Here is a 24,039-nt window from a genome sequence, read left to right on the forward strand (position 1 = left end):
TTGATTCAACGCAACCTGCCCAACGAAAACAGGCCCGCATGCGGGCCTGTAGATGTCAGCTCTCAGCTGGCTTATTTTGCGACTTCGGCCTGGGCAACCTGCGTCGCTGGCTGGGCCGGCTGCTCGTATTGAGCAATCAGCGCCAGCATTGTCGTTTGCGGGGCCAGGACCATCTCGACACGACGATTCAGCGCGCGACCTTCCTTGCTGTCGTTTGCGGCACGCGGCATGTCCGAACCCAAACCACGAATACGCAGGCGGTCATGCTTGAGACCACTCAGGCGGAAGATGGCCGCTACTGCGCCGGCGCGATCGCGACTGATGGTGCGATTGATATCGTCGGCGCCGGAACTGTCGGCATGGCCGAGCACCACTACGGCAGTCTTGTCGTCCTTCTCTACCAGTTTCGCCACGCGAGTGATCGGCCCGAGCGTGACCGGCAGCAACATGCCAGGACGGTCTGGGTTGAACGAAGAATCCACCGGCGCCGTTACCACCAGCACGCTATCGCGCCGCTCCACCTCGAAACGAGTGCCAATCAGGGCATCACGCAGCTTCGGCTCGTACTCGTCGAGCCAGGCATAATCCACCTTGGCGGCAACCGGAGCCGCAGCTTCGCTGGGCTTCTCGCTCTTCGAGCTACAGCCAGCCACGACGATCATGCAGAAAATTAGGGAGGCGCTTTTCAGCAGATTCATGAGCAAGGTTCCGTCAACCACAAGCGTTCTTGGAAGGAGCGACCTGTCGAGGCGAAGCCACTAGTGAGGTCGAGTTGAAATTGTGGACGCAAGTCCTTCTTTTGAAAAGCCTGTCTGACCAGAAGTGACGAGTGGTTCATCGCACACACTCGGCAACGCAACGTGCCAAGGCTTGGGCACGCGGGTCCATCAGTACATAGGGCCCGAGCGTGTTGGTCACGAAACCGAACGCCAGCTGCCGATCCGGGTCGGCAAAGCCTATGCTGCCCCCCGCCCCAGGATGGCCGAACACCTGCGCGCCCATGCCGAATGTTGCATTGGCCACGCTGGGCTGATCCAGCCAGCAACCCAAACCAAAACGTGTGCGAGCCAGCAACGTGCGATCCTCTCCGGCGCTGTGCTCTCGGGTCATTTCGCGCAGCAGTGCATTGTCGAGCAACTTACCCTGCAGCAGGCCGGTGTAGAAGCCTGCCAAGGAACGGGCATTGCCGTGTCCATTGGCGGCCGGCTGTGCCATGCGACGCCACTCGGGCTTATTGCCACTACTCATGATCGAAGGCGGGTTATTGAATGCTCTGGTACTGATCGACTCCGGTTCACTCATCAGCGTCTTGAACAACCGCTGCGCGGAAGCATCGCCAAAGTCGTTCTTGGTGCGAGTGAGATAAGCGACGCGATGGGCGTCGGCATCATCCAGACCAACGTGAAAATCCAGGCCGAGTGGCGCAGCCGTGCGCCGAACGATTGACTCGCCAGGACCGCAGCCATCAACGCGGCGCAGCAGTTCACCCACCAGCCAGCCATAGGTCATCGCTGCGTAGCCCTGATCGGTGCCAGGCTTCCACCACGGTTCTTCGGCCGCCAGCGCAGCGGTCATGATGTCCCAGTCGTACAGCGCTTCTGCGGCCAACGGTCTACGAATCGCTGGCAACCCCGCCCGATGACAGAGCAGCTGGCGCAGGGTGATGCATGCCTTGCCATTGGCAGCGAACTCCGGCCAGACGCGCGCGACAGGCTCGTCCAGTTCCAGCCTGCCCTCCTCGACCAGCTGCAACGCTGCTACCGCAGTAAACGTCTTGGTGCAGGAAAACAGGTTTACCAGCGTATCGCTTTGCCAGACCTGCTCACCCTGATTGTCGGCAACGCCTGCCCAGAGGTCGACGACGGTTTCTCCGCCGATCTGAACGCAGAGCGCTGCGCCACGCTGCTGAGTGCCGTCGAACAGTGCGCTGAACGCGCCACGAACCGCCTCGAAGCGAAGATCGAAATAGCCTTGAACCTGCACGTTGCCACCCTCTTGAGTTTCACCACTCTGCATTCTTACAACCGCCGCCGGGCAAAGGAACCGCTAGACGGCGCGGTGATGGGCGTGCATCGCGACCGGTTATCGCAGCCTGATCAACCGATTTCGCGACGAAACGGCGGCAGCGCATTGAGGATCGCCTTGCCGTAGCGCTGAGTCACCACCCGCCGGTCGAGCAGCGTGATGGTTCCGCGGTCCGCCTCGGTCCGTAACAGACGCCCACAGGCCTGCACCAGCCGCAGAGAAGCATCCGGCACGGCGATCTCCATGAATGGGTTGCCCCCCCGCGCTTCGATCCACTCCGCCAGCGCCGCCTCGACCGGGTCATCCGGCACAGCGAACGGAATCTTGGCGATCACCACATGCTCGCAATACGCTCCCGGCAGGTCGACGCCTTCGGCGAAGCTGGCAAGCCCGAACAGCACGCTGGACTCACCATCGTCCACCCGAGCCTTGTGCTTGTTCAGGGTTTCCTGTTTGGACAGGTTGCCCTGGATCAGAACCCGACGGCGCCATTCACGCTCCAGGCCGTCGAAGACATCCTGCATCTGCTTGCGTGAGGAGAACAGCACCAACGTACCCCGAGCGCCCTCGACCAGCGCTGGCAATTCGCGGATGATCGCTGCCGTGTGCGCTGCGGCATCGCGCGGATCTGCCTTGAGATCCGGCACCCGGAGCACGCCGGCATCGGCATGGTGAAAGGGACTCGGCACCACAGCGGTGACGGCGCCCTTTGGCAGACCGGCCCGCATGCGGTAGCGATCGAAACTGTTCAGGGCAGTAAGCGTCGCCGAAGTTACCAGCGCGCCGAAAGCGACATTCCAGAGATTGCGGCGCAGCGTTTCCGCCGCGAGGATCGGGCTGGCATTGACCTCGATATCGAACAATGCACCGCCATCTGCCAGCGTCAGCCAACGCGCCATCGGCGGGCTGTCTTCGGGGTCCTCGACGGTGAACGCGGTCCACAACTCCCAATTGCCCTGCGAGCGTGTCAGCAGACTGCCAAACAGTGGATACCATTCTTCGGCCTGATGACTGGCGATTCCGCTGCCGGTTTCGCCATCCATCGCCTCCTTGAGCAGCTCGGCGATGCGGCTGAACAGGTCGGTCAGCTTGGCGAAGCCTTTCTTCAGCTCGGTGCCCAATTCGATCAGGTGCTCTGGCACCACGCCACCGACAAAGCGATGTCGCGGCCGCTCGCGGCCTTCCATATCTTCGCCGGCTTTGAAGTCCGCCAGCTGCTCGCACGCGCTAAACATGAACTGCTGCTGCGTGCGCAATTCTCGAGCGAGCTCCGGAATGCCCTCGACCAGCCGGCCGAGCTCGCCCGGCAGGGGATGCTGCGCAAGCAGCTTGGTCAGATTCTTTTCTACCTGCCCCAGCCAGTCTGCAGTCGAGCGCAGCCGGGTGAAATGAGCGAAATGACCGATGGCTTTGTCGGGTAAGTGATGCCCTTCGTCGAAGACGTAGATCGTCTCACGCGGATCGGGCAGCACTGCGCCGCCGCCGAGTGCAAGGTCGGCCAGGACCATGTCGTGGTTGGTGACGATCACGTCGACCTTGGTCATGCCTTCCCGCGCTTTGTAGAACGCGCATTGCTGGAAGTTAGGGCAGTGGCGGCCCGTGCACTGACTGTGATCGGTTGTCAGCTGTGACCAGTCCGAATCGCCCAACTCCTCGGGCCAGCTATCGCGATCGCCATCCCAGCGATTGCCGGCGAGCTTCTCGATCATGCCGCTGAATAGCTTCTGGCTGCGCTCGTCGACCTCGATACGAAAGCCCTCTTCCTCGAACAGCTGGGCGGTAGCGCTCTGCGCCTGGCCTTCCTGAAGCAGCAGGTCCAGTTTCGAGAGACAAAGGTAGCGACCACGCCCCTTGGCCAGCGCGAAACTGAAGTTCAGTCCACTGTTGCGCATCAGGTCGGGCAGATCCTTGTATACGATCTGCTCCTGCAGAGCGACGGTCGCGGTGGCGATAACCAGCCGCTTGCCTGCAGCCTTCGCCGTCGGAATCGCCGCCAGGCTGTAGGCCACGGTCTTGCCAGTACCGGTACCCGCCTCGACCGCGACTACTGCAGGCTCGCTGTCACGGCGACCCTCATCGTCCGTCCTGATGGTGCCGAGAACCTTGGCCACTTCGGCAATCATCAGACGCTGGCCATAGCGGGCCTTGAGCCCCTTGGCTTCGAGAAAACGGGTGTAGGCGCCCTGGATCTGGGACTTGAGTTCAGTGCTGAGCATGGGCGCGGAGCTGTATATATTTTCAGTATTTCGATCGGGCGGCTATGATAGCGCGTTCGCTCAACCGCCACCGGAGATTTGCCCATGACACCCTTCGCCTCGCTTTACGCACTGCACGTACTCGCCGCGATGGTGTGGGTGGGCGGCATGTTCTTCGCCTGGATGGTGCTGCGCCCGGCGGCCGTGGCGACGCTGCAGGCACCAGAACGACTGAAGCTGTGGGCAGATGTATTCCGGCGCTTTTTCGTCTGGGTCTGGGTGGCAGTGCTGGTGCTGCCGCTGAGCGGGATCGGCATGTGGCACATGCGTTTCGGCGTGCTAGAAAGCGCGCCGCGCTACGTCCACATCATGACTGGCCTATATCTGGTGATGCTGGCGCTGTTTCTACGTATCCAACTATTGCAGCTGCCGGCGCTCAAGCGTGCGATCGCAGCCGAGCAATGGCCCGATGGTGGTGCAGCACTTGGCCAGATCCGTCGACTGGTAGGCATCAACCTTATGCTGGGGCTACTGGTTATCGCGCTTGCCAGTGCTCGGCCGATGTTCTGAATCGCCAATAAAAAAAGCCGGGCTAGAAGCCCGGCTGATAGTGCTATCGCGAGAGCTTCAAGGACGAGCTTCGACTTCGGCCTCTACGCGACGGTTGATGGCGCGACCTTCTTCGGTTGCGTTATCGGCGACCGGACGCGACTCGCCGTAGCCAACCGAATTCACTCGGTTACCCTCGACGCCGTACTGATTGACCAGTACTTCACGCACTGCACTGGCGCGGCGCTCGGAAAGGCGCTGGTTATAGGCATCGGTACCCACCGAGTCGGTATGCCCTTCAAGCACGGTTGTGGTCTGGCGATATTCCTTCATGAAATCTGCCAGGTTCTGGATGTCGCCGTAACTGTCCTGCTTGACCACGTCGCGATCAAAGTCGAACTTGACGTCAAGCTCGACGCGTACCGGCTCGGACGCAGGCTCTGGTTCGGGCTGGGATTGCGGCATCGGCTCAACCGTTTCCACCATCGCAACGGTTTCTTCTTCCATGCCGTTGGCCCAACAATAAGCCGCTGCGACACCGCCACCAATCAGCGCACCCCAGCCCGCATAGGAGCTGCTCTCGATGGCCCCTAGCGCAGCACCGGTCACGCCGCCCACGGCCGCACACGTCGGCCAGTCCTGTTTCTGCACGCCTGCACAACCGGCCAGGAACGTGGTCATGACAATAACGGGTACTGCTGTCCGTAATGTACTCATCGATCAAAACCTCCAGTATGAACATTCAGCCAGAATCACCACCTGCGGGAATCCGAGCGGCTCCGGTTACCTTCAGACTAGGCCGACAAACGGCACCGCGCTAGTCTTCACCTTTGAACGAGGATTCTCGATTGACTGAAAACCCTGTGCTGCATACGCCACAACAAGCGCTAGCGGCGATGCTCGATCACTACGCCCCCTGCCAAATTCTGCACGTAGGGAACAGCGATCAACCTGCGTTGACTGCCTACGCCGAATGTCATCCGGAGTGCCGGCTCGACCGCGCCGACGCCGCACCGCTACCCGAAACACAGGCCTCGCAACGCTACGACCTGGCCCTGTTCGTCGATTGCCTCGAACATATGCCCAAACGCAGCGGCCTCGAATTGCTCGGCAGCGTCCGCAATCTGAATGCCGCCCGCATGGCGGTACTCGTGGATCTAGATGCATGCGACTGGCAGACGACTGATTTCTATGCCCTGGCACTGCAAGTCAGCGAACGTTTCGAGCGCGACGGACAGACCTTGACGCTCTTCACCTACGACCTGCTCCAATACAAGCAGGTTCCGGACTGGCTGAATGCCAGGTTCTGGGCGAACCCCGAAATGTTCGGCAAGTACTGGTGGTGACATGAGCGTACAGCGACCTTTAGACCCAAACTGCCCTTGCGGCAGTGGAAACGCGCTTGCCCAATGCTGTGGCCGTTATCACGGCGGTGCCCCCGCACCGAGTGCCGAGCTACTGATGCGCTCACGCTACAGCGCGTACGTGCTGGGGCTAATCGATTATCTGCAAGCGACGACGCTTCCGGCACAGCAGGCAGCGCTGGATATGGACGGCGTGCGTCGCTGGAGCCTGGGCAGCACCTGGCTCGGACTGGAGGTAAACGAAAGCGCTGTATTTGGCGGCAAGCCCGAGCATGCCCTGGTGACCTTCACCGCGCGCTGGCACGACGAGAGCGGTGAGCATGCCCATCAGGAGCGATCAGCTTTCGTTCAATGTGAGGGGCGCTGGTACTTCATCGATCCGACGGTACCGTTAACTGCGGGACGCAACGATCCCTGTCCATGCGCAAGCGGATTGAAGTTCAAGAAGTGCTGCGCGGCATACGTCTGATGTCACGCTTACTGCGCCGCTACTTTGTGCAGCAGCGCAGCAGGTGAGCCATCATTTTTCGACGAACGCGCGCTCAATCAGATAGTGCCCCGGGTCGCCCATTCGCGGCGAGATGCTCAGACCGAAGCTGTCGAGCACCTGACTGGTTTCGTCCAGCATGCTCGGGCTACCGCAGATCATTGCGCGGTCATCTTGCGGGTTGATACGCGGCAGGCCGATGTCACTGAACAATTTGCCGCTGCGCATCAGCTCGGTGAGACGCCCCTGATTTTCGAACGACTCACGGGTAACGGTCGGGTAATAGATCAACTTCTCCTTTACCGCGTCACCAAAGAACTCGTTCTGGGGCAGGTGTTCGGTAATGAATTCGCGGTACGCGACTTCATTGACGTAACGAACGCCGTGCACCAGCACCACTTTTTCGAATCGCTCGTAGGTTTCCGGATCCTGAATGACGCTCATGAAAGGCGCCAGGCCTGTACCGGTGCTAAGCAGATAGAGGTGCTTTCCGGGCAGTAGATCATCAAGCACCAGGGTTCCGGTCGGCTTGCGGCTGACCATGATCTGATCGCCCTCTTGCAGATGCTGCAACCGAGAGGTCAGCGGGCCTTCCTGCACCTTGATGCTGAAGAATTCCAAATACTCTTCGTAGTTAGGGCTGGCGATACTGTAGGCACGCATCAACGGCCTGCCCTCGACCTCCAGACCGATCATCACGAACTGACCATTCTCGAAGCGCAGGCCAGCATTGCGGGTGGTCTTGAAGCTGAACAGCGTGTCGTTCCAATGATGCACACTGAGAACGCGCTCAACGTTCAGATTGCTCATGCTACGAATTCCTCATGATGTCGCGACGGACGTCGTTACTTTGCGCCAGTCTAGCGGTAGCTTTCTTATTCGTTAAATGGATAATAAAGATATAGGTTATCGGTTATATAGATATGCATTTCACGCTCCGCCAAATCGAAGTATTTGCCGCCGTTGCCCGCCAGGAAAGCGTGTCACGGGCGGCACAAAGCCTGTCGCTGTCCCAGTCGGCTACCAGCACGTCGCTGGCGGAACTAGAGCGCCAATCTGGCTGCCAGCTTTTCGACCGTGCCGGCAAACGCCTTTGCCTGAACGCCCTTGGACAGCAGCTGCTGCCACAGGCTGTCGCCCTTCTCGACCAGGCGCGAGCCATCGAGGATCTTCTGAACGGCAAGAGCGGCTTCGGATCACTCGCCGTCGGTGCCACGCTGACGATCGGTAACTACCTCGCCACCCTGCTGATCGGCAGCTTCATGCAGCGACATCCAGAGTGCCGGGTGAAGTTGCATGTCCATAACACCGCGCACATCGTGCACCAGATTGCACAGCACGAACTTGACCTGGGTTTGATCGAAGGAGATTGCCAACATCCGGACCTGGAGGTCCAACCGTGGATCGAGGATGAGTTGGTCGTGTTCTGCGCGCCGCAGCATCCTCTGGCCGGACGCGAGCGGGTGGACCTGGACGAACTGGCCAGCGAAGCCTGGATCCTGCGCGAACAAGGTTCAGGTACGCGAATGACGTTCGAACAGGCCGTGCGGCATCGACCGGGAAAGCTGAACGTGCGATTGGAGTTGGAACACACCGAAGCGATCAAACGTGCGGTGGAGTCTGGGCTGGGGATCGGCTGTATTTCCCGGCTGGCACTGCGCGACGCGTTTCGTCGCGGCAGCCTGGTCCCGGTGGCGACACCAGACCTGGATCTGCGACGCCAGTTCTATTTCATCTGGCATTCGCACAAATACCAGACCGCCGCCATGCTCGAATTCATCGAACAATGCCGAGCGCTCACCTCAGGCGTTCGCCGCAGCGATGAAATCAAGCTGCCGCCGATCGCCTGAGGCCGAACCACGACGTGTCAGCTGGTAGGAATGGACCCCATCTGCTGCAGCAATAGGGCTGCTTGAGTCCGTGTGCGCACACCGAGCTTGCGAAAGATGGCTGTAACGTGGGCCTTGATGGTCGCCTCGGAAACGCTGAGTTCGTATGCGATCTGCTTGTTCAGCAACCCATCACAAACCATCGTCAGCACCCGGAACTGTTGCGGCGTCAGGCTGGCAAGCCCGGCACTGGCAGCCTTGGCCTCGTCGCTGACGTTAGCCACATCCTGAATGTTGCTCGGCCACCAGACGTCACCGTCCAGTACCGCGCGCACCGCTTCCTGAATGGTTTCCAGAGAACTGGACTTGGGAATGAAGCCGCTGGCACCGAACTCACGAGAGCGCGCAACGACTGCCGCGTCCTCTTGTGCAGAAATCATCACCACCGGGAGGTGCGGGTACTGCCCCCTCAGCAGCACCAGACCTGAGAAGCCGTAGGCCCCCGGCATGTTCAAATCCAGCAGGACCAAGTCCCAGTCGGCACCCTGGTTCAAAAAGGTTTCCAGCTCGGCGATGCTTGCCGCCTCAACCAGACGCACATTTTCCCCAAGACCCATAGTGAGTGCCTGTTGCAGCGCACTGCGAAAAAGCGGGTGATCATCGGCAATGATTATTTCGTAAGCAGCCATTGGCAGACCTGTAATTTTTATTGGCGCTTTTCATCGGCTTGCGCAGCCGATGCCGACAAGATGACGGCAGAAACCCCGACGAAACGCTTCGGGGATGGTCCGATGTGGAATTTTCGGCCGGCCGGACCGAATATCGGTCGCCCGCCACAACAAATCAAGCGGCGCAAGCATGCCCACCCATGAATAAGTGGTCAAGCGCGGCGCTTTGTAGCAAAGTTTGCGACTTTTCCCGAACGAGCCGAAACATGCGTAGCCAAGCCCTTCGCGCCGATTTTCTGATGTTGATTACCGCGATGATCTGGGGCACCGCCTTCGTTGCCCAGCGCATCGGCATGGACAACATCGGCCCCTTTCTTTTTACCGGTCTGCGCTTTGCTCTTGGCGCCATGGCGCTGCTGCCCCTGTTGATCTATCAGGGTCGTACCGAAGCCCGCCATGAACCGTTCTTCCAGCGCGGCCTGTTGTTGGGAGGCCTCAGCATGGGCCTGGCCCTTACGCTGGGCATCAATCTCCAGCAGGTTGGCCTGTTGTTCACCAGCGTGACCAACTCCGGCTTCATCACTGGCCTGTACGTGATTGTGGTGCCACTGCTTGGGCTCATCATCGGCCACAAGACCGGCCTGGGCACCTGGGTTGGGGCTTTCCTGGCCGTAGCCGGTATGGCCTTGCTGAGTATCGGCGAAAATTTCACCGTAGCCTCAGGTGATTGGATCCAGCTGGCCGGCGCGTTCGTCTGGGGGGTTCATGTGCTGCTGGTGAGTTTTTTCGTCAGCCGTCACGACGCGATCCGCCTGGCTTTTTTGCAATTCGCCACCTGCGCAGTGGTAAGCCTGCTGCTGGCGCTCATCTTCGAGGAAATCAATCCAGCCAGCATCTGGCTCGCCGGTCCAGCCCTCATCTATGGCGGCCTGTTCGCGGTTGCGGTCGGCTATACGCTGCAGGTCGTCGCGCAGAAGCACGCAATCGCATCCCACGCGGCAATCATCCTGTCGCTGGAAGCGGTATTCGCAGCCATAGCCGGCGCAGTATTCCTCGAAGAGAGCCTGACGCCGCGCGGTTACATGGGCTGCGTGCTGATGTTCGTCGGCATGCTCGCCGCACAACTATGGCCGCGAAAACCGGAGCCACTGACGACCGCAGTCCCGGGCAAGGCCTGATGCCATGGCTTTCAGGTGCCCGGCTGCGCCCGCAGGGCCAGGTGCGCAGGGTTGTGCAGATCCGGCTGGCGATGATACTTGGCCCCCAGATAATGCTCGGTGAACACGTCAAGCCAGGCATCCAGGGTGTTCGCCACCGCCGAGTCCCCGGCCAGTTCGAGGCAGAGCGCGGCGACCTCGGCGGTACACAGATGGTCGCTGCGGGTCGAACGGCGTAGCCGATAGCGCGACAGCGTCTCGGGCTGCAAGCTCAGCACCGGCAAACCATCGAGGTAAGGGCTTTTGCGAAACATCTTGCGCGCCTCGGTCCAGGTCGCATCAAGCAAGATGAACAGCGGGCGCTTGCCTGGCTGCCCCGCGAGCTGATCAACCACCCGCGGCGCCTGCGCGTATTCACCCGGAAAAATCACCATCGGCTGCCATTGCGGATCAGCCAGCAGCGCCAATAGCCGCGGATCGACGCCCGTACGCTGCCAGGTAAAGGCAAAAGTATCGCGGACCACATCGGCAATCAGCCAACCCGTATTGCTCGGTTTCAAAGGCTCGATGTCGTGCATCAGCAGACAGACGCCGCATTCACCGTCGAGGCTGGGTAGCCAAGGGCAAAGACAATGGCTGAACGGCACTCGGCAACGCGCGCACCGCGGCGCACGGGAACCGCGAGCAACGAAAGGCTTGAGGCTTTTCGCCAGGCGCTCATCGCGCAGACGGGCTACGGCATGGGGCATGGATCGACTCGAAGGAAACGATGAAGCGCGGCAGTCTACAGGGCCTAGACGCTGGCTGCGTAGCGTCGGTAAATGAACCGCACCACGGCCAGCCGGTCGAAATAGCGCAGTCATAAGGAGACCGCCATGTACCGTCTGACCACCCTGCTCGCCCTGAGCCTTGCCCTACCCGTTGCCCACGCCGCCTCGTTGCAAGAACAGCAGCTGAGCCAATTGCTCGATCAGGTTGCCCGTGAGAGCAGTGTCGGCACGCCCCGTGCGATCAACGAAGACATCCTCGATCAGGGTTACACCGTAGAGAACAACCAGCTGGTGAACCATCTCAGTGTTCAGCCCCGCCATGCAGCGCAAATGCGCGACAACCCAGCCGATGTGCGCAGCCAGCTCGCGCTCAGCGTGTGTGGCAACGAGGGACTGCGCAAACTGATGAGCCAGGGCGCCGTGCTGCGCTACGACTTCAGCGAATACCAAAGCAACAAGCCGATTGCCAGCGAACGCTACACGGCTTCTGACTGCAGCTAGTAGCTCTAAATAGCGAGCGGGAGCGGACTGGTGTCCGCATTCCCGCCGGCCTCACCCTTTCAAGCATTTCCTCGCAATATCTGTGGATCGCCTTTGCCGGCCACCGCCGCGGCCTCATCCTGAGTGAGCAGCGCTGTGCGTGGCACGTTACGCAGCCGCGCGCAGGCCGCCAGCACATTCGCCCAGCTGGCACGATTGGCAAACTGCATCCCGAACTCATCCAGCGTACCGCCACGGTTGCGATAACCAAGCGCCGAACATTTGCGAGCGTCTGGCAGGATCGGCCAGAGATGTCCGCGAGCGACTTCCGGGCGCATATGCGTCAGCAGCACGCGCATCTCCATAGAATCCGGGAACAGCCGCTCCGCGACGCCTTCGCTGGCCCGCGCCTCGACTTCCCAATGATCGCGCGGCCCGCGGAAACGGCCCGGCTCCTGCAAATAAACCAGGCGGTAGGCGCATTCAGCTTCCTTGAGCCGCTTGGCCGCACGGAGCATTTCGCCTAGCTGATAGCTACCGTTGGCGATCAGCAGCAGCGGTTCGTTACCTGGTTGCTCCTCGACCACAATGGCACCGTCGCGCGCCAACTGCTCGGCTTGAGCTCGATTGAAGTAGCACGGCCGGTCGCGCTTGGGCATCACCAGGCAAGCCAGTTCACCGCGTGCCTGATAGATCGACGGCAGCAATGCCAAGGTGCTGTTGTGATCGGCCGGGAACAGCACGCGAACCATGTCGTTCATCTCACCGAGCAGCGCCTCGCAGAAGGTAGTGTCCTGGTGCGATTGCTGATTCTTGCCGTTTTCCCAGGTATGCGAAGTCGCGATCAGCGGCCAGCCGAGCCAGCCAGCCGGACGGCCGATCTCCTTTTGCTGGCGGGAGAAAATGATGCTCTGGCGCACCACGCCGAGCATCTTCACGCAAAATGCCTCGTAGCTCGCCACCAGGTTCAGTCCGCTCTGGTTGGCCAGACAGGCAGACACCACGGCCTCCTCATTGAGGGCAGTGATGATGGCGCCATCGATGGCCTCCACTTCGCTTTCCGGCTCGATAACCCGGTGCTTGAGCGCTTTGAGCACACCCCCCAAGCGATTGCTCGCCAGCTCATCGGGATTACCGACCCGTGGCCGCAGCGACGGGTTGGCCTCGGTCAAGTCGACGAAGAAGCGGTCAACCGCGGCCATCGGTGAGCAAGCGTCATCGCGATAATTCAGCTTCGGCATGGTCGGCGCAGGCGGACGGCGCGAGGCCAGTGGGTTGTCGCGCTCAAGTGGCCGCCCCTGGCGGCTAAGCGCAAACAGCTCCAGCGAGGCATTGAGTTCCTGCTGTGGCACGAAAAGACGCGCCGCGTGCTCATTGAACAGTTTGCGCGACTCTTCTTCCAGGCTTGGATTGCCCGGAAGTGGCAGGTTATGCGCGGCGTTGCTGCCAGCGCCGTAAAAGCCAAAACCCTTGACCGTCTCGGCGATGCCGTACGGCATGGGCAGCGGGTAGTTAAGAATGCCGCGCGCCTTTTCCTCTACGCGTCGTTCCAGGCGCAGCTCCATTTCCCACAACGTCGTGACGAAAGCGGCAGGATCGCGGCCATCGAAGGGCATCGGATCGAAACCGCACTGGCTCAGTTGTTGGCGGAAATCTTCTAAGCCCTGCTCGGTACCCAGCGCCGTACGCTGCTCGATACGTCGCCCATTGGCGATCATCACCGGCAACGCTACGCCACAGTCTTCTGCACGCCACCAGCGCGGCATCCAGTCACTGCCGCGCTGCTCTTCGGCCGCGCCATCGGAAAGGAAAGCGACCAGCGTTTCCCCGGGCAGCGGCATGTGTGCGTACTGAAGTTCGGCGAACCCAAGATAGCCGCCCTCGGCGATGCCGCCAGCGGTATGCGGATTGACATGACTGCCCAACGGCGCGAGCGGACTGCCGTCGGGCGCCTGCCGGTAACCGTAGAAATCTTGCAGGAGTCGATTCATGCCCGACTCGCCACCACCGTAGGCCTGCGCCTGTTCCGGATGGAGGTTGCCGGTCAGCAGGTTGAGCGCGTCCACGGCCGCCACGCAGTGACCCTGCCCCATCAGCCAGGCGCGGGTACGCCCGGTTAGTGCATTTAGCGCCAGGTAACCGGCATACGCCGGCACCATGTTCAGCGCGCCGCCGGTGTGGCCTTCGGGGCTAGGCTTGAAATCCTCGGCGGCCAATGGTGCTCCATCGAGATGCACGTGTTGCGCATAGGTCATGTGGACGACCAGCCAGAGACCGGCGCTGGCGACACGGTCGACCGCCTGCAACAGCCGATACACGCTCGCGACGTCCGGCTGATGGCCTGCCTGTACCAGCTGGTGGGCCAGACGAAACACCGCCGCCTGAGTCTCCGGCGCATGCTCGAAAGGCCCGAATCCTTCACGCCAGGTGGCGAACGCCGGTTCGGCTTGCGCGTGTTGATCCAGCTCGACGAGGCTGGGCAGTAGCTGACTCATGGGTTCACTCCGTTGGTAAGCGGGTTGTGCTGTAGTCTAGGCAGGGCTCGTTTCGTTATCTCTGATATGCATCAAGTGGTCATGGCGACCGAGCGGGCAATGTGAACACCATCGTACAGACAGGAAGGCAACATGGCTTTGCTCAGTTTTCTCGGCGCCATTCAACAGGTAACCGGCTCCTGCTATCTCATTGAGACCCACGACGGCGCCAGGGTTCTGCTCGAATGCGGCATGCACCAGGGCCGTCGAGAAGAGGACGGCGGCAACCGCGGCACATTCGCCTTCGATCCAAAGACGCTCGACGCAGTGGTGTTGTCCCACGCTCATATAGACCACAGCGGCTTGCTTCCGCGCCTTGTTGCCCAAGGCTACCGCGGTCCGGTGCACTGCACAGATGCAACGGCCGAACTGCTCGAATTGATGTTGCTGGATTCAGCACAGATTCAGGAAAAGGACGCCGAGTGGGAGAACAAGTGGCGTGCGCGTATCGGCAAGCCCTTGATTCAGCCGCTTTATACCCGCGTGGATGCCGAGCGCATGTTGAGCCAGCGCGAGCCCCATCCGTATCAAGAGACCTTCGAAGTCGCCCAGGGCGTGGCGGTGACCTTCCACAATGCCGGCCATATCCTCGGCTCATCCATCGTCCAGCTGGATGTAAACGACCACGGCAGAACCCGCCGCGTGGTCTTCTCCGGCGACCTTGGCAATGACTATTCGCCGCTGATGCACCCGCCGGCGGTACTCAAGGAAGCCGACGTGGTGCTCATGGAGTCCACCTACGGTGACCGCGACCATCGCAGCCACGAAGATACCATCGAAGAACTTGCCGCCATCCTGCAGCAGGCCCATCGAGACGGCGGCAACGTATTGATGCCCTCCTTCGCCGTCGGACGCACCCAGGACCTGATCTACTACCTGGGGCGTTTCTATCGCGAAGGCAGGCTGCCACAGCAGGCAGTGTTCCTCGATAGCCCAATGGCCATCGGCGCCAACGCCATCTACTCGCACTACAAGGATCAGCTGGATCTCGACGGTATCGACCCGGCATTGAGCGCGACCAGCGGCAAGCTGTACGCCGAACGCTGGTTGCCAATCCTCAAGTCCACACCGACGCCCGAAGAGTCGATGTCCATCAACCGCTTCAAGAGCGGGGTGATTATTATCGCCGGCAGCGGCATGTGCACCGGCGGGCGCATTCTGCATCACTTCAAGCACAACCTCTGGCGCGAAGAATGCCATCTGGTGATTCCTGGCTTCCAGGCTCGCGGCACGCTTGGTCGTGCCATCGTCGACGGTGCCGGCAGCGTCAAGCTGCTGCACCAGCGCATCGCAGTGAATGCCAAGGTGCATACGCTAGGTGGCTTCTCCGCCCATGCTGGGCAATCCCAGCTGATCGATTGGGTGAGCAACTTCGAAAATCGCCCCGAGCTCTATCTGGTCCATGGCGAGCTGGAGAAGATGCAGGTTCTACAACAGGCCATCCGTGATCGCCTCGGTTGGGAAGCGCGGATTCCCGAACCTGGTGATCGAATCGCCATCTGAAAATAGTGCGGCGAAGCCAACAACGGCTTCGCCCGGCAGCGCGCCGCGCAACCGGCTTGAGCCTGCCGGGCACACCCTATAGCCTGAACCGACGCCCATACATGGAGATGTTGTATGTCCTTTGATTCGGATGACTATCTGTCGCGGCATTTCAAAACCAGCGGTGCGGAGCTGGAAAGCAAGATCGATGAACTTGCCGCCCTGGTGGTGCCCGAGAACAGCGCAAACCTGCCGCTGTATCGGGAAATGCTGGTGACCGTTACGCGCATGGCGCAGGCCGACCGCAGCCGTTGGGACGCCAAGATACTGCTGCAGACCATGCGTGAGATGGAGCATGCGTTCAGCCGCCTCGACCAGTTCAAGCGTCGCCGCAAGGTCACCGTGTTCGGCTCCGCCCGCACACCGGTCGAACATCCTCTGTATGCGCTGGCCCGACAGCTCGGCGCGACCCTGGCCCACTACAACTTCATGGTCATCACCGGTGCCGGTGGCGGCATCATGGCGGCTGCGCACGAGGGTGCCGGCCGCGACAACAGCCTCGGGCTGAATATCACGCTGCCTTTCGAGCAGCATCCCAACCCAACGGTGGGCGGCACCGAGAACCTGCTTTCGTTTCACTTCTTCTTTGTCCGCAAACTGTTCTTCATCAAGGAGGCGGACGCGCTGGTACTCTGCCCCGGTGGCTTCGGCACGCTTGATGAAGCACTGGAAGTGCTGACCTTGATTCAGACAGGCAAGAGCCCGCTGGTACCGATCGTGCTGCTCGACGAGCCCGGCGGCAGCTACTGGAAGGATGCGTTGCAGTTCATGCGCGGCCAGTTGGAGGAAAACCGCTACATCCTGCCCAGCGACATGCGACTGATGCGCCTGGTGGACGATGCTGAAGAAGCCGCCCGGGAAATCGCCAATTTCTACCGTAATTTCCATTCAAGCCGTTGGCTGAAGGACCGCTTCGTTCTGCGTTTGAACCACGCGCTGAATGATCAGGCGATGGAATACCTGAATGCAGAATTTAATGACCTTTGCCTCAAAGGGAGATTCGAACAGCAGAACTGCTGCGAGTCCGAACTGGACGAGCCTGAGCTGCAACGCTTACCGCGGCTGAGCTTCATTTTCAACGGGCGCAACCATGGCCGCTTGAGAGAGCTGACCGACTACGTCAACGAACCAGCCAACTGGGCGCGACCCATGGCAAACGAAGACTGATAACTCGCACACGCCATGACTTTGCAAGAAGCTGTCCGTACAGCTTCTATGCGGGTCGCTTGAAGGCAAGCGCAGCCATCGTCAAACCGAATCTGCCGCAACTCTCTGACGCAGGAACGATGGCACTGCATTTCTCTCCAGCTCAATCAACCGAACTGCCGCCGCGCAGCAATCGGCCGATCAGTTCCAGCGAATAGCCGCGATAGCTGAGAAAACGCCCCTGTTTGGCCCGCTCTCTTGCATCGGCCGGCAGCTGACCAAACTTGCGCTGCCAGAGCTCAAGCAGCTGCTCGTTCCAGTCGAACCCACTGTCACGCAGGGCCTGCTCGATATCCGCGCGAGGCAATCCGCGCTGGGCCAGCTCTTCGCGGATGCGCAACGGACCGTAGCCAGCATTGGCCCGGCTTCTGACAAAGCTTTCGAGATAACGGGATTCGGATAACAGGCCCTGTTCGCAGAGGCGATCCAGAGCCTGTTCGATCAGATCAGGCGGGGCGCCACGCTGGCGCAACTTGCGGGCCAGCTCGACGCGCCCATGTTCGCGTCGAGCCAGCAGATCCATGGCCGTCCGCCGCACCGCGACGGGGTTATCGAGCACGGCTGGCATATGGATCAGAGGTCGGCGTCAGCCAGATCTTCGCTGACTACGTTCGCCTTGCTACCGCCGGAAACCACAAGCAGCTTGTCGCGAATCTGCTGCTCGATTTCGCGGCCGATTTCCGGATTGTCTTCCAGATACTTGGCGGCATTGGCCTTGCCCTGGCCGATCTTGTTGCCCTTGTAGGCGTACCAGGCGCCAGACTTCTCTACCAGACCCTGCTGTACACCGAGGTCGATGACTTCGCCATTACGGTAGATGCCCTTGCCATAGAGGATCTGGAACTCGGCTTGACGGAACGGCGGGGCAACCTTGTTCTTCACTACCTTGACGCGGGTTTCACTGCCGACCACCTCGTCGCCTTCCTTGACCGCGCCGGTACGGCGAATGTCCAGGCGAACCGAGGCGTAGAACTTGAGCGCGTTACCACCGGTAGTGGTTTCCGGGCTGCCGAACATCACGCCGATCTTCATGCGGATCTGGTTGATGAAGATAACCAGGCAGTTGGCGTTCTTGATGTTGCCGGTGATCTTGCGCAGCGCCTGGGACATCAGACGTGCCTGCAGACCGACGTGCATATCGCCCATCTCGCCTTCGATCTCGGCCTTGGGTACCAGCGCCGCCACGGAGTCGACGATGATCACGTCAACCGCGTTGGAGCGCACCAGCATGTCGGTGATTTCCAGCGCCTGCTCACCGGTATCCGGCTGGGATACCAGCAGGTCGTCGACATTCACGCCCAGCTTGCCGGCATAGTCCGGGTCCAGCGCGTGTTCGGCATCGACGAAGGCACAGGTGGCGCCCATCTTTTGCGCTTCAGCGATCACCGACAGGGTCAGGGTGGTCTTACCGGACGATTCCGGACCGTAGATCTCGACGATACGGCCCTTCGGCAGGCCGCCGATGCCAAGCGCGATGTCCAGGCCCAGCGAGCCGGTAGAGATGGCCGGAATGGCCTGGCGATCATGATCGCCCATGCGCATCACTGCACCCTTGCCGAACTGCTTTTCAATCTGGCCCAGGGCTGCAGCCAAGGCGCGCTTCTTGTTCTCGTCCATCAAATCCTCACTTGATCAAGAGGGCCGGAGGCCACAACAACTGTATAAGTAGACAGTATTAGAACATAGGCGATTTTGCTCGCCTAGCCCCGAACCGGTTTTTCTCCGACCGCCAGTGCGATCAGTCCTTGCAGCGCAGCCGCTACCGTCTGCTCGCGCACGGCCTGTCGGTCACCGCTGAACAACTGACGCTGCGCGTACACCTGAGCGCCATCGGCCCAGGCGATCCAGACCGTGCCCACCGGTTTTTCAGCCGTACCGCCACCGGGCCCGGCCACCCCACTTACGGCTACCGCAAAGCGCGCGCCGCTGCTCTGCCGGGCCCCTTGCACCATGGCCTGGACGACTTCGGAGCTGACGGCACCGACCTGTTCGAACAACGCCGCGGGCACGCCAAGCTGGCGGGTCTTCTGGACGTTGGAGTAGGTGATGTAACCCACCTCGAACCAGGCCGAGCTGCCGGCGATACGAGTGACGGCCTCGGCGATGCCTCCACCGGTACAGGACTCTGCCGTGGTGACTTGGGCGCCGAGGCGCTGCAGCTCTTCGCCCAGGCGTGCAGCCAGTTCAGTGATATCCATCGGCGCTCCGCGCAATCCTGAGAGTGGCCGATACCCTACACCAGCAGATCGCAGACTTCAGCCCGCCTCCACCGTGACTGGCCAGGCGGTATCTGCACCAGTCGTCAGGCATCCTGGCGGACCGGCAGAACGATGTCTTCGCCAACCCGCCGCCCGCGACGATTCACCACGGCATCGCCATAGCGCTGAATGGGATCGGCGAGGGTTCGCTTCACAAAGAATCCGAACAGCGACAGCAGGATCAGCATCGCCGCGATATACAGCGGCCCGGGTATATCCAGATCGCCAGCGCCGAAGCCCAGACGTTCGGCAATCGCAAATACCGACGGATGAGAGAGAAAGATGATGTATCCGACACCGCCAAGCGGCGCCAGCCAGCGCAGCTTGGCGCCACTGATGCGCGTGGCGCCCAGGAACAGGGCAACCCCCGCCCCGTAGCTGATGAAGTAGCGGTACCAGGTTTCGCCTAGCCCTGTATCGCGAGAGTAGGCGAGCAGGCAGATCGGCAGCAGGAACAGGTAGAACAGCCCGACGGCTATGCGAGCATAGTGCCCGGTAGCAGCCGCCCGCCCATTGTCCGTCGCCTTCCACAAGGCGCCGAGAAAACACACGCTCAGCATCAGCGGCAAGGCCACCGGCAGTTTCACTTCAAGCTTGTAACGCAGGAAGGCCAACAGCAGCGTGAATAGGTATTGGGCGAGCAGAAACAGCAGATCCCGTTTTGCCGAACCACCGAGCCGCAGCACGAAAATCAGAATGCAGAGCAGGTAGAAGGTGAGCTCGATCTGCAGCGTCCAATACAGGCCGATCACATTTTCGACGAACACGAAGCCTTGCAGCATCGTCGCATTGATGGCGATGACGGCCAGGCTGAACACCTTGGCCGGATCGTCCCAGGGGAACATCACGCCGAGAAACAACGACAACCAATACAACGGAAACAGCCGGAAAAAACGCTGATAGAGGAACGCCGCGACAGGTCGCTCGTACCGGCCGCGGCTCTTGTACAGCGCAGCCACGACGAAGTAGCCGCTCAGCGCAAACAACACCAGTACGCTGGTCTTGCCGACATCCAGTACCGCCTTGCTGACGAGAAACAGATCGCTGGTCATCTCGTCGAAATGGCCGTCACGCTTCATTTTTGCGATCAGATGGGAATAGGCGACGCACAACGCCGCAACGCCGCGCAGGGCGTCGAGTCCGAGTAGTCGGGACATGTTTGCTGCTCACTTTAGACCTGGAGAGAAATCGCCAGAGTTACTGCAGGGAACTGACGCGAGGAGGTAACGCATGCACGCGCTCGCTGTTCGTTAGCCGTAGATGAACAAACGATGCGAGGCAGGAACGGTGATCAGGCAAGCTACCGCAGCAGGCGCATGGGCCTGAAAACGTGCGAAATCGGAGGGCATCGAAAGCCAGCATGCCGGTTCACGCATGGCGCGCCGGCAACCAATCGACGGGGCCGAGTTATCGACAGCGGCGACCTGGCTGTCAACGCTTTCATCCATCAGTCCGACAGATGACCCTTTTAGCCGGCATGCTCGCGCCAGACGGATGCGTGACCACTAGCCTGCCGCGCCGCGCAGCCCGTGGTAACCTTGCCGGCTTTCCGCGGGAACCCTCCTCGCCCGCCAGGCGGCACCACCAACGCCACTGCCTGGACCCATGAACCGGGTTCTCTCGCCCTACAACGAGCCACTCCGCAAGCCGATGACCAAGCCCAACGCCGACCTTTCCGCACACACGCCGATGATGCAGCAATACTGGAGACTCAAGCGCGAGCATCCGGATCAGCTGATGTTCTACCGCATGGGCGACTTCTACGAGCTGTTCTACGAGGACGCCAAGAAGGCCGCCGCGCTGCTCGATATCACCCTTACCGCGCGCGGCCAATCGGCAGGCACGGCAATCCCCATGGCCGGTATTCCCTTCCATTCCGCCGAGGGCTACCTGGCGCGGCTGGTGAAGCTTGGCGAATCGGTGGTGATCTGCGAACAGATCGGCGATCCGGCCACCAGCAAGGGGCCGGTGGAGCGCCAGGTGGTGCGCATCATCACGCCCGGCACGGTGAGCGACGAAGCGCTGCTCGACGAGCGCCGCGACAACCTGCTGGCGGCCGTGGTCGGCGATGAGCGTCTGTTCGGCCTGTCGGTGCTGGACATCACCAGCGGCCGATTCAGCGTGCAGGAATTCGGAGGATGGGAAACGCTGCTGGCCGAGGTGGAGCGCCTGAATCCAGCCGAGCTGATGATTCCCGATGACTGGCCCGCCGGTCTGCCGATCGAGAAACGCCGCGGTGTCCGCCGGCGCGCGCCCTGGGACTTCGACCGTGATAGCGCCTTCAAAGGGCTTTGCCAGCAGTTCGGCACGCAGGACCTGAAAGGCTTCGGTTGCGAGAAGCTGACGCTGGCAATCGGCGCCGCTGGCTGCCTGCTTACCTATGCCAAGGAAACCCAGCGCACTGCCCTGCATCACCTGCGCAGCCTACGCCATGAGCGCCTCGACGACACCGTGATCCTCGACGGCGCCACCCGGCGCAACCTCGAACTGGACATCAACCTTGCTGGTGGGCGCGATAACACGCTGCAGTCGGTCGTCGACCGCTGCCAGACGGCCATGGGTTCGCGCCTGCTGACCCGCTGGTTGAACCGTCCGCTGCGCAACCGCGAGATCCTCGAGGCGCGCCAGGATTCGATCACCTGCCTGCTAGAGCATTACCGCTTCGAGCAGCTGCAGCCGCAACTCAAGGATATCGGCGACCTGGAGCGTATCCTCGCGCGCATCGGCCTGCGCAACGCCCGCCCGCGCGATCTGGCGCGCCTGCGCGATGCACTCGCGGCATTGCCGCAGCTGCAGACCGGCATGCAGGAGTTGGTGGCACCGCATCTGCTCGAGCTGGCGAAGAGCATCAGCACCTACCCGGAGCTCGCCGAGCTGCTGGCACGCGCCATCATCGACAACCCGCCGGCGGTGATCCGCGAGGGTGGCGTGCTAAAAACCGGCTACGACGCCGAGCTGGACGAACTGCAATCGCTCTCCGAGAACGCCGGCCAGTACCTGATGGACCTGGAAACCCGCGAGAAGGCCCGCACCGGGCTGGCCAACCTCAAGGTCGGCTACAACCGCGTGCACGGCTACTTCATCGAACTGCCAAGCAGGCAGGCCGAATCCGCACCGGCCGATTACATTCGCCGGCAGACGCTCAAGGGCGCCGAGCGCTTCATCACCCCGGAGCTCAAGGAATTCGAAGACAAGGCGCTGTCGGCCAAGAGCCGCGCCCTGGCTCGCGAGAAGCTGCTCTACGACGAGCTGCTGGAAATGCTCATCGGCCATCTGGCACCGCTACAGGACAGCGCCGGCGCGCTGGCCGAGCTGGACGTGCTGAGCAACCTCGCCGAGCGTGCGCTGAACCTTGACCTCAACCGCCCGCGCTTCGTCGAGCAGCCGTGCATGCGCATCGAGCAGGGTCGCCATCCGGTGGTCGAACAGGTATTGGAAACGCCCTTCGTAGCCAATGACCTCGGCCTCGATGATGCAACCCGCATGCTGGTCATCACCGGACCGAACATGGGCGGTAAATCGACTTACATGCGCCAAACCGCGCTGATCGTGCTGCTTGCGCAAATCGGCAGCTTCGTCCCGGCGGCGGCTTGCGAGCTGTCGCTGGTGGACCGCATCTTCACCCGTATCGGTTCTTCGGACGACCTGGCCGGCGGGCGCTCGACCTTCATGGTGGAAATGAGCGAAACCGCCAACATCCTGCACAACGCCAGTGATCGCAGCCTGGTGCTGATGGATGAAGTGGGCCGCGGCACCAGTACCTTCGATGGTCTATCCCTAGCGTGGGCCGCCGCTGAGCATCTGGCCAAGCTGCGCGCGTTCACGCTGTTCGCCACCCACTACTTCGAGCTGACCGTGCTCCCGGAAAGCGAACCAGTGGTGGCCAACGTCCATCTCTCGGCCACCGAACACAACGAACGCATCGTCTTTCTGCACCACGTGCTGCCGGGGCCGGCTAGCCAGAGCTACGGCCTGGCGGTGGCGCAACTGGCCGGCGTGCCGGGCGAAGTCATCCAGCGCGCACGCGACCATCTGTCGCGCCTGGAAACCACCAGCCTGCCCCACGAAGCGCCGAGAATAGCGCCCGGCCAGCCATCACCGCCCATGCAGAGCGACCTGTTCGCCAGCCTGCCCCACCCGGCTCTCGAGGAATTGGGACGAATCAATCCTGATGATTTGACGCCGCGCCAGGCACTGGACCTGCTATACAGCTTGAAATCACGCATTTGATACGCCGCGAAAGCTGCTAGAATCGCGCGCATTTTTTTGATAAGCGGCATTTGCCTGTGCCGCCACTCACAGGGCGTCACCGTAACGCCTACCCGACACGCCTGAGGAGATAGCTAGACATGACCTTCGTCGTCACCGACAACTGCATCAAGTGCAAATACACCGATTGCGTGGAAGTCTGCCCGGTGGACTGCTTCTACGAAGGCCCGAACTTTCTGGTGATACACCCGGACGAGTGCATCGACTGCGCCCTGTGCGAGCCTGAATGCCCGGCCCAGGCGATCTTCTCCGAAGACGAGGTACCGGAGGATCAGCAGGAGTTCATTGAACTCAACGCAGATCTGGCAGAAGTCTGGCCGAACATCACCGAGAAGAAAGATGCGCTGGCCGATGCCGAAGAGTGGGATGGTGTGAAGGATAAACTGCAGCACCTGGAGCGCTGATACCAAGCGAATCAGGACAAAAAAATGCCCGCAGCGATGCGGGCATTTTCATTTGTGGCTGCCTAAGCAGCGACAGGTCAGGCCTTGTCGATGCCATTTTTCAGGGTGTCTTTCACATCACCCTTGACCTGCTGGGCGTCGCCCTTGACCTCTTGGCGCTGGCCTTCGCCTTTCATGCGCTCATTGTCGGTGGCTTCGCCTACACCTTGCTTGATCTTGCCGACGGCTTCGTTGGTGTTGCCCTTGATCTTGTCTTCTGTACTGCTCATGACAAATTCCTCGTTCTCATTAGTGACATAGGG

The 24,039-nt window shown here is 61.1% G+C and carries 24 protein-coding genes; 11 read left to right on the forward strand and 13 right to left on the reverse strand.

Translation table 11 applies throughout. From position 1 onward, the window contains the following. Nucleotides 1–71: 71 nt before the first annotated feature. The 3 genes from SM130_RS14865 to dinG all read right to left on the reverse strand — a co-directional run bounded on the left by SM130_RS14865 (nt 72) and on the right by dinG (nt 4,241). Entirely contained in the window at nt 72–698 is a 627-nt protein-coding gene (locus SM130_RS14865; RefSeq protein WP_102825265.1) for an OmpA family protein, read from the reverse strand. 136 nt (nt 699–834) lie between these two features. After that, nucleotides 835–1,983: a serine hydrolase domain-containing protein gene (locus tag SM130_RS14870; protein ID WP_102825427.1), complete on the reverse strand. Its 1,149-nt coding sequence runs from the start codon at nt 1,981–1,983 to the stop codon at nt 835–837. 113 nt (nt 1,984–2,096) lie between these two features. Next, a complete protein-coding gene (gene dinG / locus SM130_RS14875) occupies nt 2,097–4,241 on the reverse strand; it encodes an ATP-dependent DNA helicase DinG (protein ID WP_102825264.1) in 2,145 nt (714 codons plus the stop codon). 84 nt (nt 4,242–4,325) lie between these two features. Between dinG and SM130_RS14880 the strand changes: the two genes are divergently transcribed. Further along, on the forward strand, nt 4,326–4,790 hold the full coding sequence (locus SM130_RS14880; protein ID WP_102825263.1) for a CopD family protein: 465 nt from the start codon (nt 4,326–4,328) through the stop codon (nt 4,788–4,790). A gap of 57 nt (nt 4,791–4,847) precedes the next feature. Here the strand turns inward: SM130_RS14880 and SM130_RS14885 are convergent, their stop codons facing one another. Continuing rightward, complete coding sequence (locus tag SM130_RS14885) at nt 4,848–5,450, reverse strand: OmpA family protein (RefSeq protein ID WP_102825262.1); 603 nt, start codon at nt 5,448–5,450, stop codon at nt 4,848–4,850. Nucleotides 5,451–5,617: 167 nt separating this feature from the next. On the opposite strand from SM130_RS14885, the gene SM130_RS14890 reads away from it, so the two are divergent. Both SM130_RS14890 and SM130_RS14895 read left to right on the forward strand, forming a co-directional pair. Next, on the forward strand, nt 5,618–6,115 hold the full coding sequence (locus tag SM130_RS14890) for a DUF6231 family protein (RefSeq protein WP_102825261.1): 498 nt from the start codon (nt 5,618–5,620) through the stop codon (nt 6,113–6,115). A 1-nt stretch (nt 6,116) separates the two neighbouring features. Then, entirely contained in the window at nt 6,117–6,602 is a 486-nt protein-coding gene (locus SM130_RS14895) for a YchJ family protein (protein ID WP_102825260.1), read from the forward strand. Between the two features lie 51 nt (nt 6,603–6,653). Here the strand turns inward: SM130_RS14895 and fpr are convergent, their stop codons facing one another. After that, nucleotides 6,654–7,430, reverse strand: coding sequence for a ferredoxin-NADP reductase (fpr, locus tag SM130_RS14900; RefSeq protein WP_102825259.1), 777 nt, complete (start codon nt 7,428–7,430; stop codon nt 6,654–6,656). Nucleotides 7,431–7,543: 113 nt separating this feature from the next. On the opposite strand from fpr, the gene SM130_RS14905 reads away from it, so the two are divergent. Next, nucleotides 7,544–8,470 carry a LysR family transcriptional regulator gene (locus SM130_RS14905; RefSeq protein ID WP_102825258.1) on the forward strand — a complete coding sequence of 309 codons (927 nt, stop codon included), beginning with the start codon at nt 7,544–7,546 and terminating at the stop codon, nt 8,468–8,470. A 17-nt stretch (nt 8,471–8,487) separates the two neighbouring features. Here SM130_RS14905 and erdR read toward each other — a convergent pair whose 3' ends face one another. Further along, nucleotides 8,488–9,138 (reverse strand): response regulator transcription factor ErdR, encoded by a 651-nt coding sequence (gene erdR, locus SM130_RS14910; protein ID WP_102825257.1) that lies wholly within the window; start codon nt 9,136–9,138, stop codon nt 8,488–8,490. Between erdR and SM130_RS14915 the strand changes: the two genes are divergently transcribed. Further along, nucleotides 9,103–9,321 (forward strand): hypothetical protein, encoded by a 219-nt coding sequence (locus SM130_RS14915; protein ID WP_342369142.1) that lies wholly within the window; start codon nt 9,103–9,105, stop codon nt 9,319–9,321. The two genes, erdR and SM130_RS14915, sit on opposite strands and share 36 nt — an antisense overlap. A 62-nt stretch (nt 9,322–9,383) precedes the next feature. After that, the gene (locus tag SM130_RS14920) at nt 9,384–10,295 is read left to right on the forward strand and encodes a DMT family transporter (RefSeq protein ID WP_102825256.1); all 912 of its coding nucleotides are present in this window, start codon (nt 9,384–9,386) and stop codon (nt 10,293–10,295) included. A gap of 11 nt (nt 10,296–10,306) precedes the next feature. Here the strand turns inward: SM130_RS14920 and SM130_RS14925 are convergent, their stop codons facing one another. Beyond that, a complete protein-coding gene (locus SM130_RS14925) occupies nt 10,307–11,023 on the reverse strand; it encodes a tRNA-uridine aminocarboxypropyltransferase (protein ID WP_102825255.1) in 717 nt (238 codons plus the stop codon). A 126-nt stretch (nt 11,024–11,149) separates the two neighbouring features. Here SM130_RS14925 and SM130_RS14930 point away from each other — a divergent pair, with 126 nt between their 5' ends. After that, nucleotides 11,150–11,545, forward strand: coding sequence for a PA3611 family quorum-sensing-regulated virulence factor (locus tag SM130_RS14930; protein ID WP_102825254.1), 396 nt, complete (start codon nt 11,150–11,152; stop codon nt 11,543–11,545). 59 nt (nt 11,546–11,604) lie between these two features. On the opposite strand, the gene SM130_RS14935 is transcribed toward SM130_RS14930, so the two are convergent. Then, nucleotides 11,605–14,019 carry a xylulose 5-phosphate 3-epimerase gene (locus SM130_RS14935; protein WP_102825253.1) on the reverse strand — a complete coding sequence of 805 codons (2,415 nt, stop codon included), beginning with the start codon at nt 14,017–14,019 and terminating at the stop codon, nt 11,605–11,607. A 132-nt stretch (nt 14,020–14,151) separates the two neighbouring features. On the opposite strand from SM130_RS14935, the gene SM130_RS14940 reads away from it, so the two are divergent. Continuing rightward, on the forward strand, nt 14,152–15,561 hold the full coding sequence (locus SM130_RS14940; RefSeq protein WP_102825252.1) for an MBL fold metallo-hydrolase RNA specificity domain-containing protein: 1,410 nt from the start codon (nt 14,152–14,154) through the stop codon (nt 15,559–15,561). 114 nt (nt 15,562–15,675) lie between these two features. After that, a complete protein-coding gene (locus SM130_RS14945) occupies nt 15,676–16,767 on the forward strand; it encodes a TIGR00730 family Rossman fold protein (protein ID WP_102825251.1) in 1,092 nt (363 codons plus the stop codon). Between the two features lie 142 nt (nt 16,768–16,909). On the opposite strand, the gene recX is transcribed toward SM130_RS14945, so the two are convergent. From recX to SM130_RS14965, 4 genes are all read right to left on the reverse strand, one after another. Beyond that, complete coding sequence (gene recX / locus SM130_RS14950) at nt 16,910–17,374, reverse strand: recombination regulator RecX (RefSeq protein WP_102825250.1); 465 nt, start codon at nt 17,372–17,374, stop codon at nt 16,910–16,912. Nucleotides 17,375–17,379: 5 nt separating this feature from the next. Further along, entirely contained in the window at nt 17,380–18,423 is a 1,044-nt protein-coding gene (gene recA, locus SM130_RS14955) for a recombinase RecA (RefSeq protein WP_102825249.1), read from the reverse strand. Nucleotides 18,424–18,506: 83 nt separating this feature from the next. Continuing rightward, on the reverse strand, nt 18,507–19,004 hold the full coding sequence (locus SM130_RS14960; RefSeq protein WP_102825248.1) for a CinA family protein: 498 nt from the start codon (nt 19,002–19,004) through the stop codon (nt 18,507–18,509). Between the two features lie 104 nt (nt 19,005–19,108). Beyond that, on the reverse strand, nt 19,109–20,221 hold the full coding sequence (locus SM130_RS14965) for an acyltransferase family protein (RefSeq protein WP_102825247.1): 1,113 nt from the start codon (nt 20,219–20,221) through the stop codon (nt 19,109–19,111). A gap of 493 nt (nt 20,222–20,714) precedes the next feature. Between SM130_RS14965 and mutS the strand changes: the two genes are divergently transcribed. Beyond that, nucleotides 20,715–23,294, forward strand: coding sequence for a DNA mismatch repair protein MutS (gene mutS / locus SM130_RS14970; protein ID WP_102825426.1), 2,580 nt, complete (start codon nt 20,715–20,717; stop codon nt 23,292–23,294). A gap of 119 nt (nt 23,295–23,413) precedes the next feature. Next, nucleotides 23,414–23,737 (forward strand): ferredoxin FdxA, encoded by a 324-nt coding sequence (fdxA, locus tag SM130_RS14975; protein ID WP_037053831.1) that lies wholly within the window; start codon nt 23,414–23,416, stop codon nt 23,735–23,737. Nucleotides 23,738–23,814: 77 nt separating this feature from the next. On the opposite strand, the gene SM130_RS14980 is transcribed toward fdxA, so the two are convergent. Beyond that, the gene (locus tag SM130_RS14980) at nt 23,815–24,006 is read right to left on the reverse strand and encodes a CsbD family protein (RefSeq protein WP_102825245.1); all 192 of its coding nucleotides are present in this window, start codon (nt 24,004–24,006) and stop codon (nt 23,815–23,817) included. Between the last annotated feature and the right edge of the window lie 33 nt (nt 24,007–24,039).

The sequence above is a fragment of the Stutzerimonas stutzeri genome (genome assembly GCF_038561965.1).
In the GTDB taxonomy this organism is placed as follows: Bacteria; Pseudomonadota; Gammaproteobacteria; order Pseudomonadales; family Pseudomonadaceae; genus Stutzerimonas; species Stutzerimonas stutzeri_AA.

Bases quoted from the DNA above. Each gene is read 5' to 3' on its own strand.
- SM130_RS14980 (WP_102825245.1), bottom strand. From the start codon at position 24,006: ATGAGCAGTACAGAAGACAAGATCAAGGGCAACACCAACGAAGCCGTC.
- SM130_RS14880 (WP_102825263.1), top strand. From the start codon at position 4,326: ATGACACCCTTCGCCTCGCTTTACGCACTGCACGTACTCGCCGCGATG.
- fdxA (WP_037053831.1), top strand. From the start codon at position 23,414: ATGACCTTCGTCGTCACCGACAACTGCATCAAGTGCAAATACACCGAT.
- mutS (WP_102825426.1), top strand. From the start codon at position 20,715: ATGACCAAGCCCAACGCCGACCTTTCCGCACACACGCCGATGATGCAG.
- SM130_RS14945 (WP_102825251.1), top strand. From the start codon at position 15,676: ATGTCCTTTGATTCGGATGACTATCTGTCGCGGCATTTCAAAACCAGC.
- SM130_RS14940 (WP_102825252.1), top strand. From the start codon at position 14,152: ATGGCTTTGCTCAGTTTTCTCGGCGCCATTCAACAGGTAACCGGCTCC.
- recX (WP_102825250.1), bottom strand. From the start codon at position 17,374: ATGCCAGCCGTGCTCGATAACCCCGTCGCGGTGCGGCGGACGGCCATG.
- dinG (WP_102825264.1), bottom strand. From the start codon at position 4,241: ATGCTCAGCACTGAACTCAAGTCCCAGATCCAGGGCGCCTACACCCGT.
- SM130_RS14905 (WP_102825258.1), top strand. From the start codon at position 7,544: ATGCATTTCACGCTCCGCCAAATCGAAGTATTTGCCGCCGTTGCCCGC.
- SM130_RS14920 (WP_102825256.1), top strand. From the start codon at position 9,384: ATGCGTAGCCAAGCCCTTCGCGCCGATTTTCTGATGTTGATTACCGCG.
- SM130_RS14935 (WP_102825253.1), bottom strand. From the start codon at position 14,019: ATGAGTCAGCTACTGCCCAGCCTCGTCGAGCTGGATCAACACGCGCAA.
- fpr (WP_102825259.1), bottom strand. From the start codon at position 7,430: ATGAGCAATCTGAACGTTGAGCGCGTTCTCAGTGTGCATCATTGGAAC.
- SM130_RS14895 (WP_102825260.1), top strand. From the start codon at position 6,117: ATGAGCGTACAGCGACCTTTAGACCCAAACTGCCCTTGCGGCAGTGGA.
- SM130_RS14865 (WP_102825265.1), bottom strand. From the start codon at position 698: ATGAATCTGCTGAAAAGCGCCTCCCTAATTTTCTGCATGATCGTCGTG.
- SM130_RS14925 (WP_102825255.1), bottom strand. From the start codon at position 11,023: ATGCCCCATGCCGTAGCCCGTCTGCGCGATGAGCGCCTGGCGAAAAGC.
- SM130_RS14965 (WP_102825247.1), bottom strand. From the start codon at position 20,221: ATGTCCCGACTACTCGGACTCGACGCCCTGCGCGGCGTTGCGGCGTTG.
- erdR (WP_102825257.1), bottom strand. From the start codon at position 9,138: ATGGCTGCTTACGAAATAATCATTGCCGATGATCACCCGCTTTTTCGC.
- recA (WP_102825249.1), bottom strand. From the start codon at position 18,423: ATGGACGAGAACAAGAAGCGCGCCTTGGCTGCAGCCCTGGGCCAGATT.
- SM130_RS14930 (WP_102825254.1), top strand. From the start codon at position 11,150: ATGTACCGTCTGACCACCCTGCTCGCCCTGAGCCTTGCCCTACCCGTT.
- SM130_RS14960 (WP_102825248.1), bottom strand. From the start codon at position 19,004: ATGGATATCACTGAACTGGCTGCACGCCTGGGCGAAGAGCTGCAGCGC.
- SM130_RS14885 (WP_102825262.1), bottom strand. From the start codon at position 5,450: ATGACCACGTTCCTGGCCGGTTGTGCAGGCGTGCAGAAACAGGACTGG.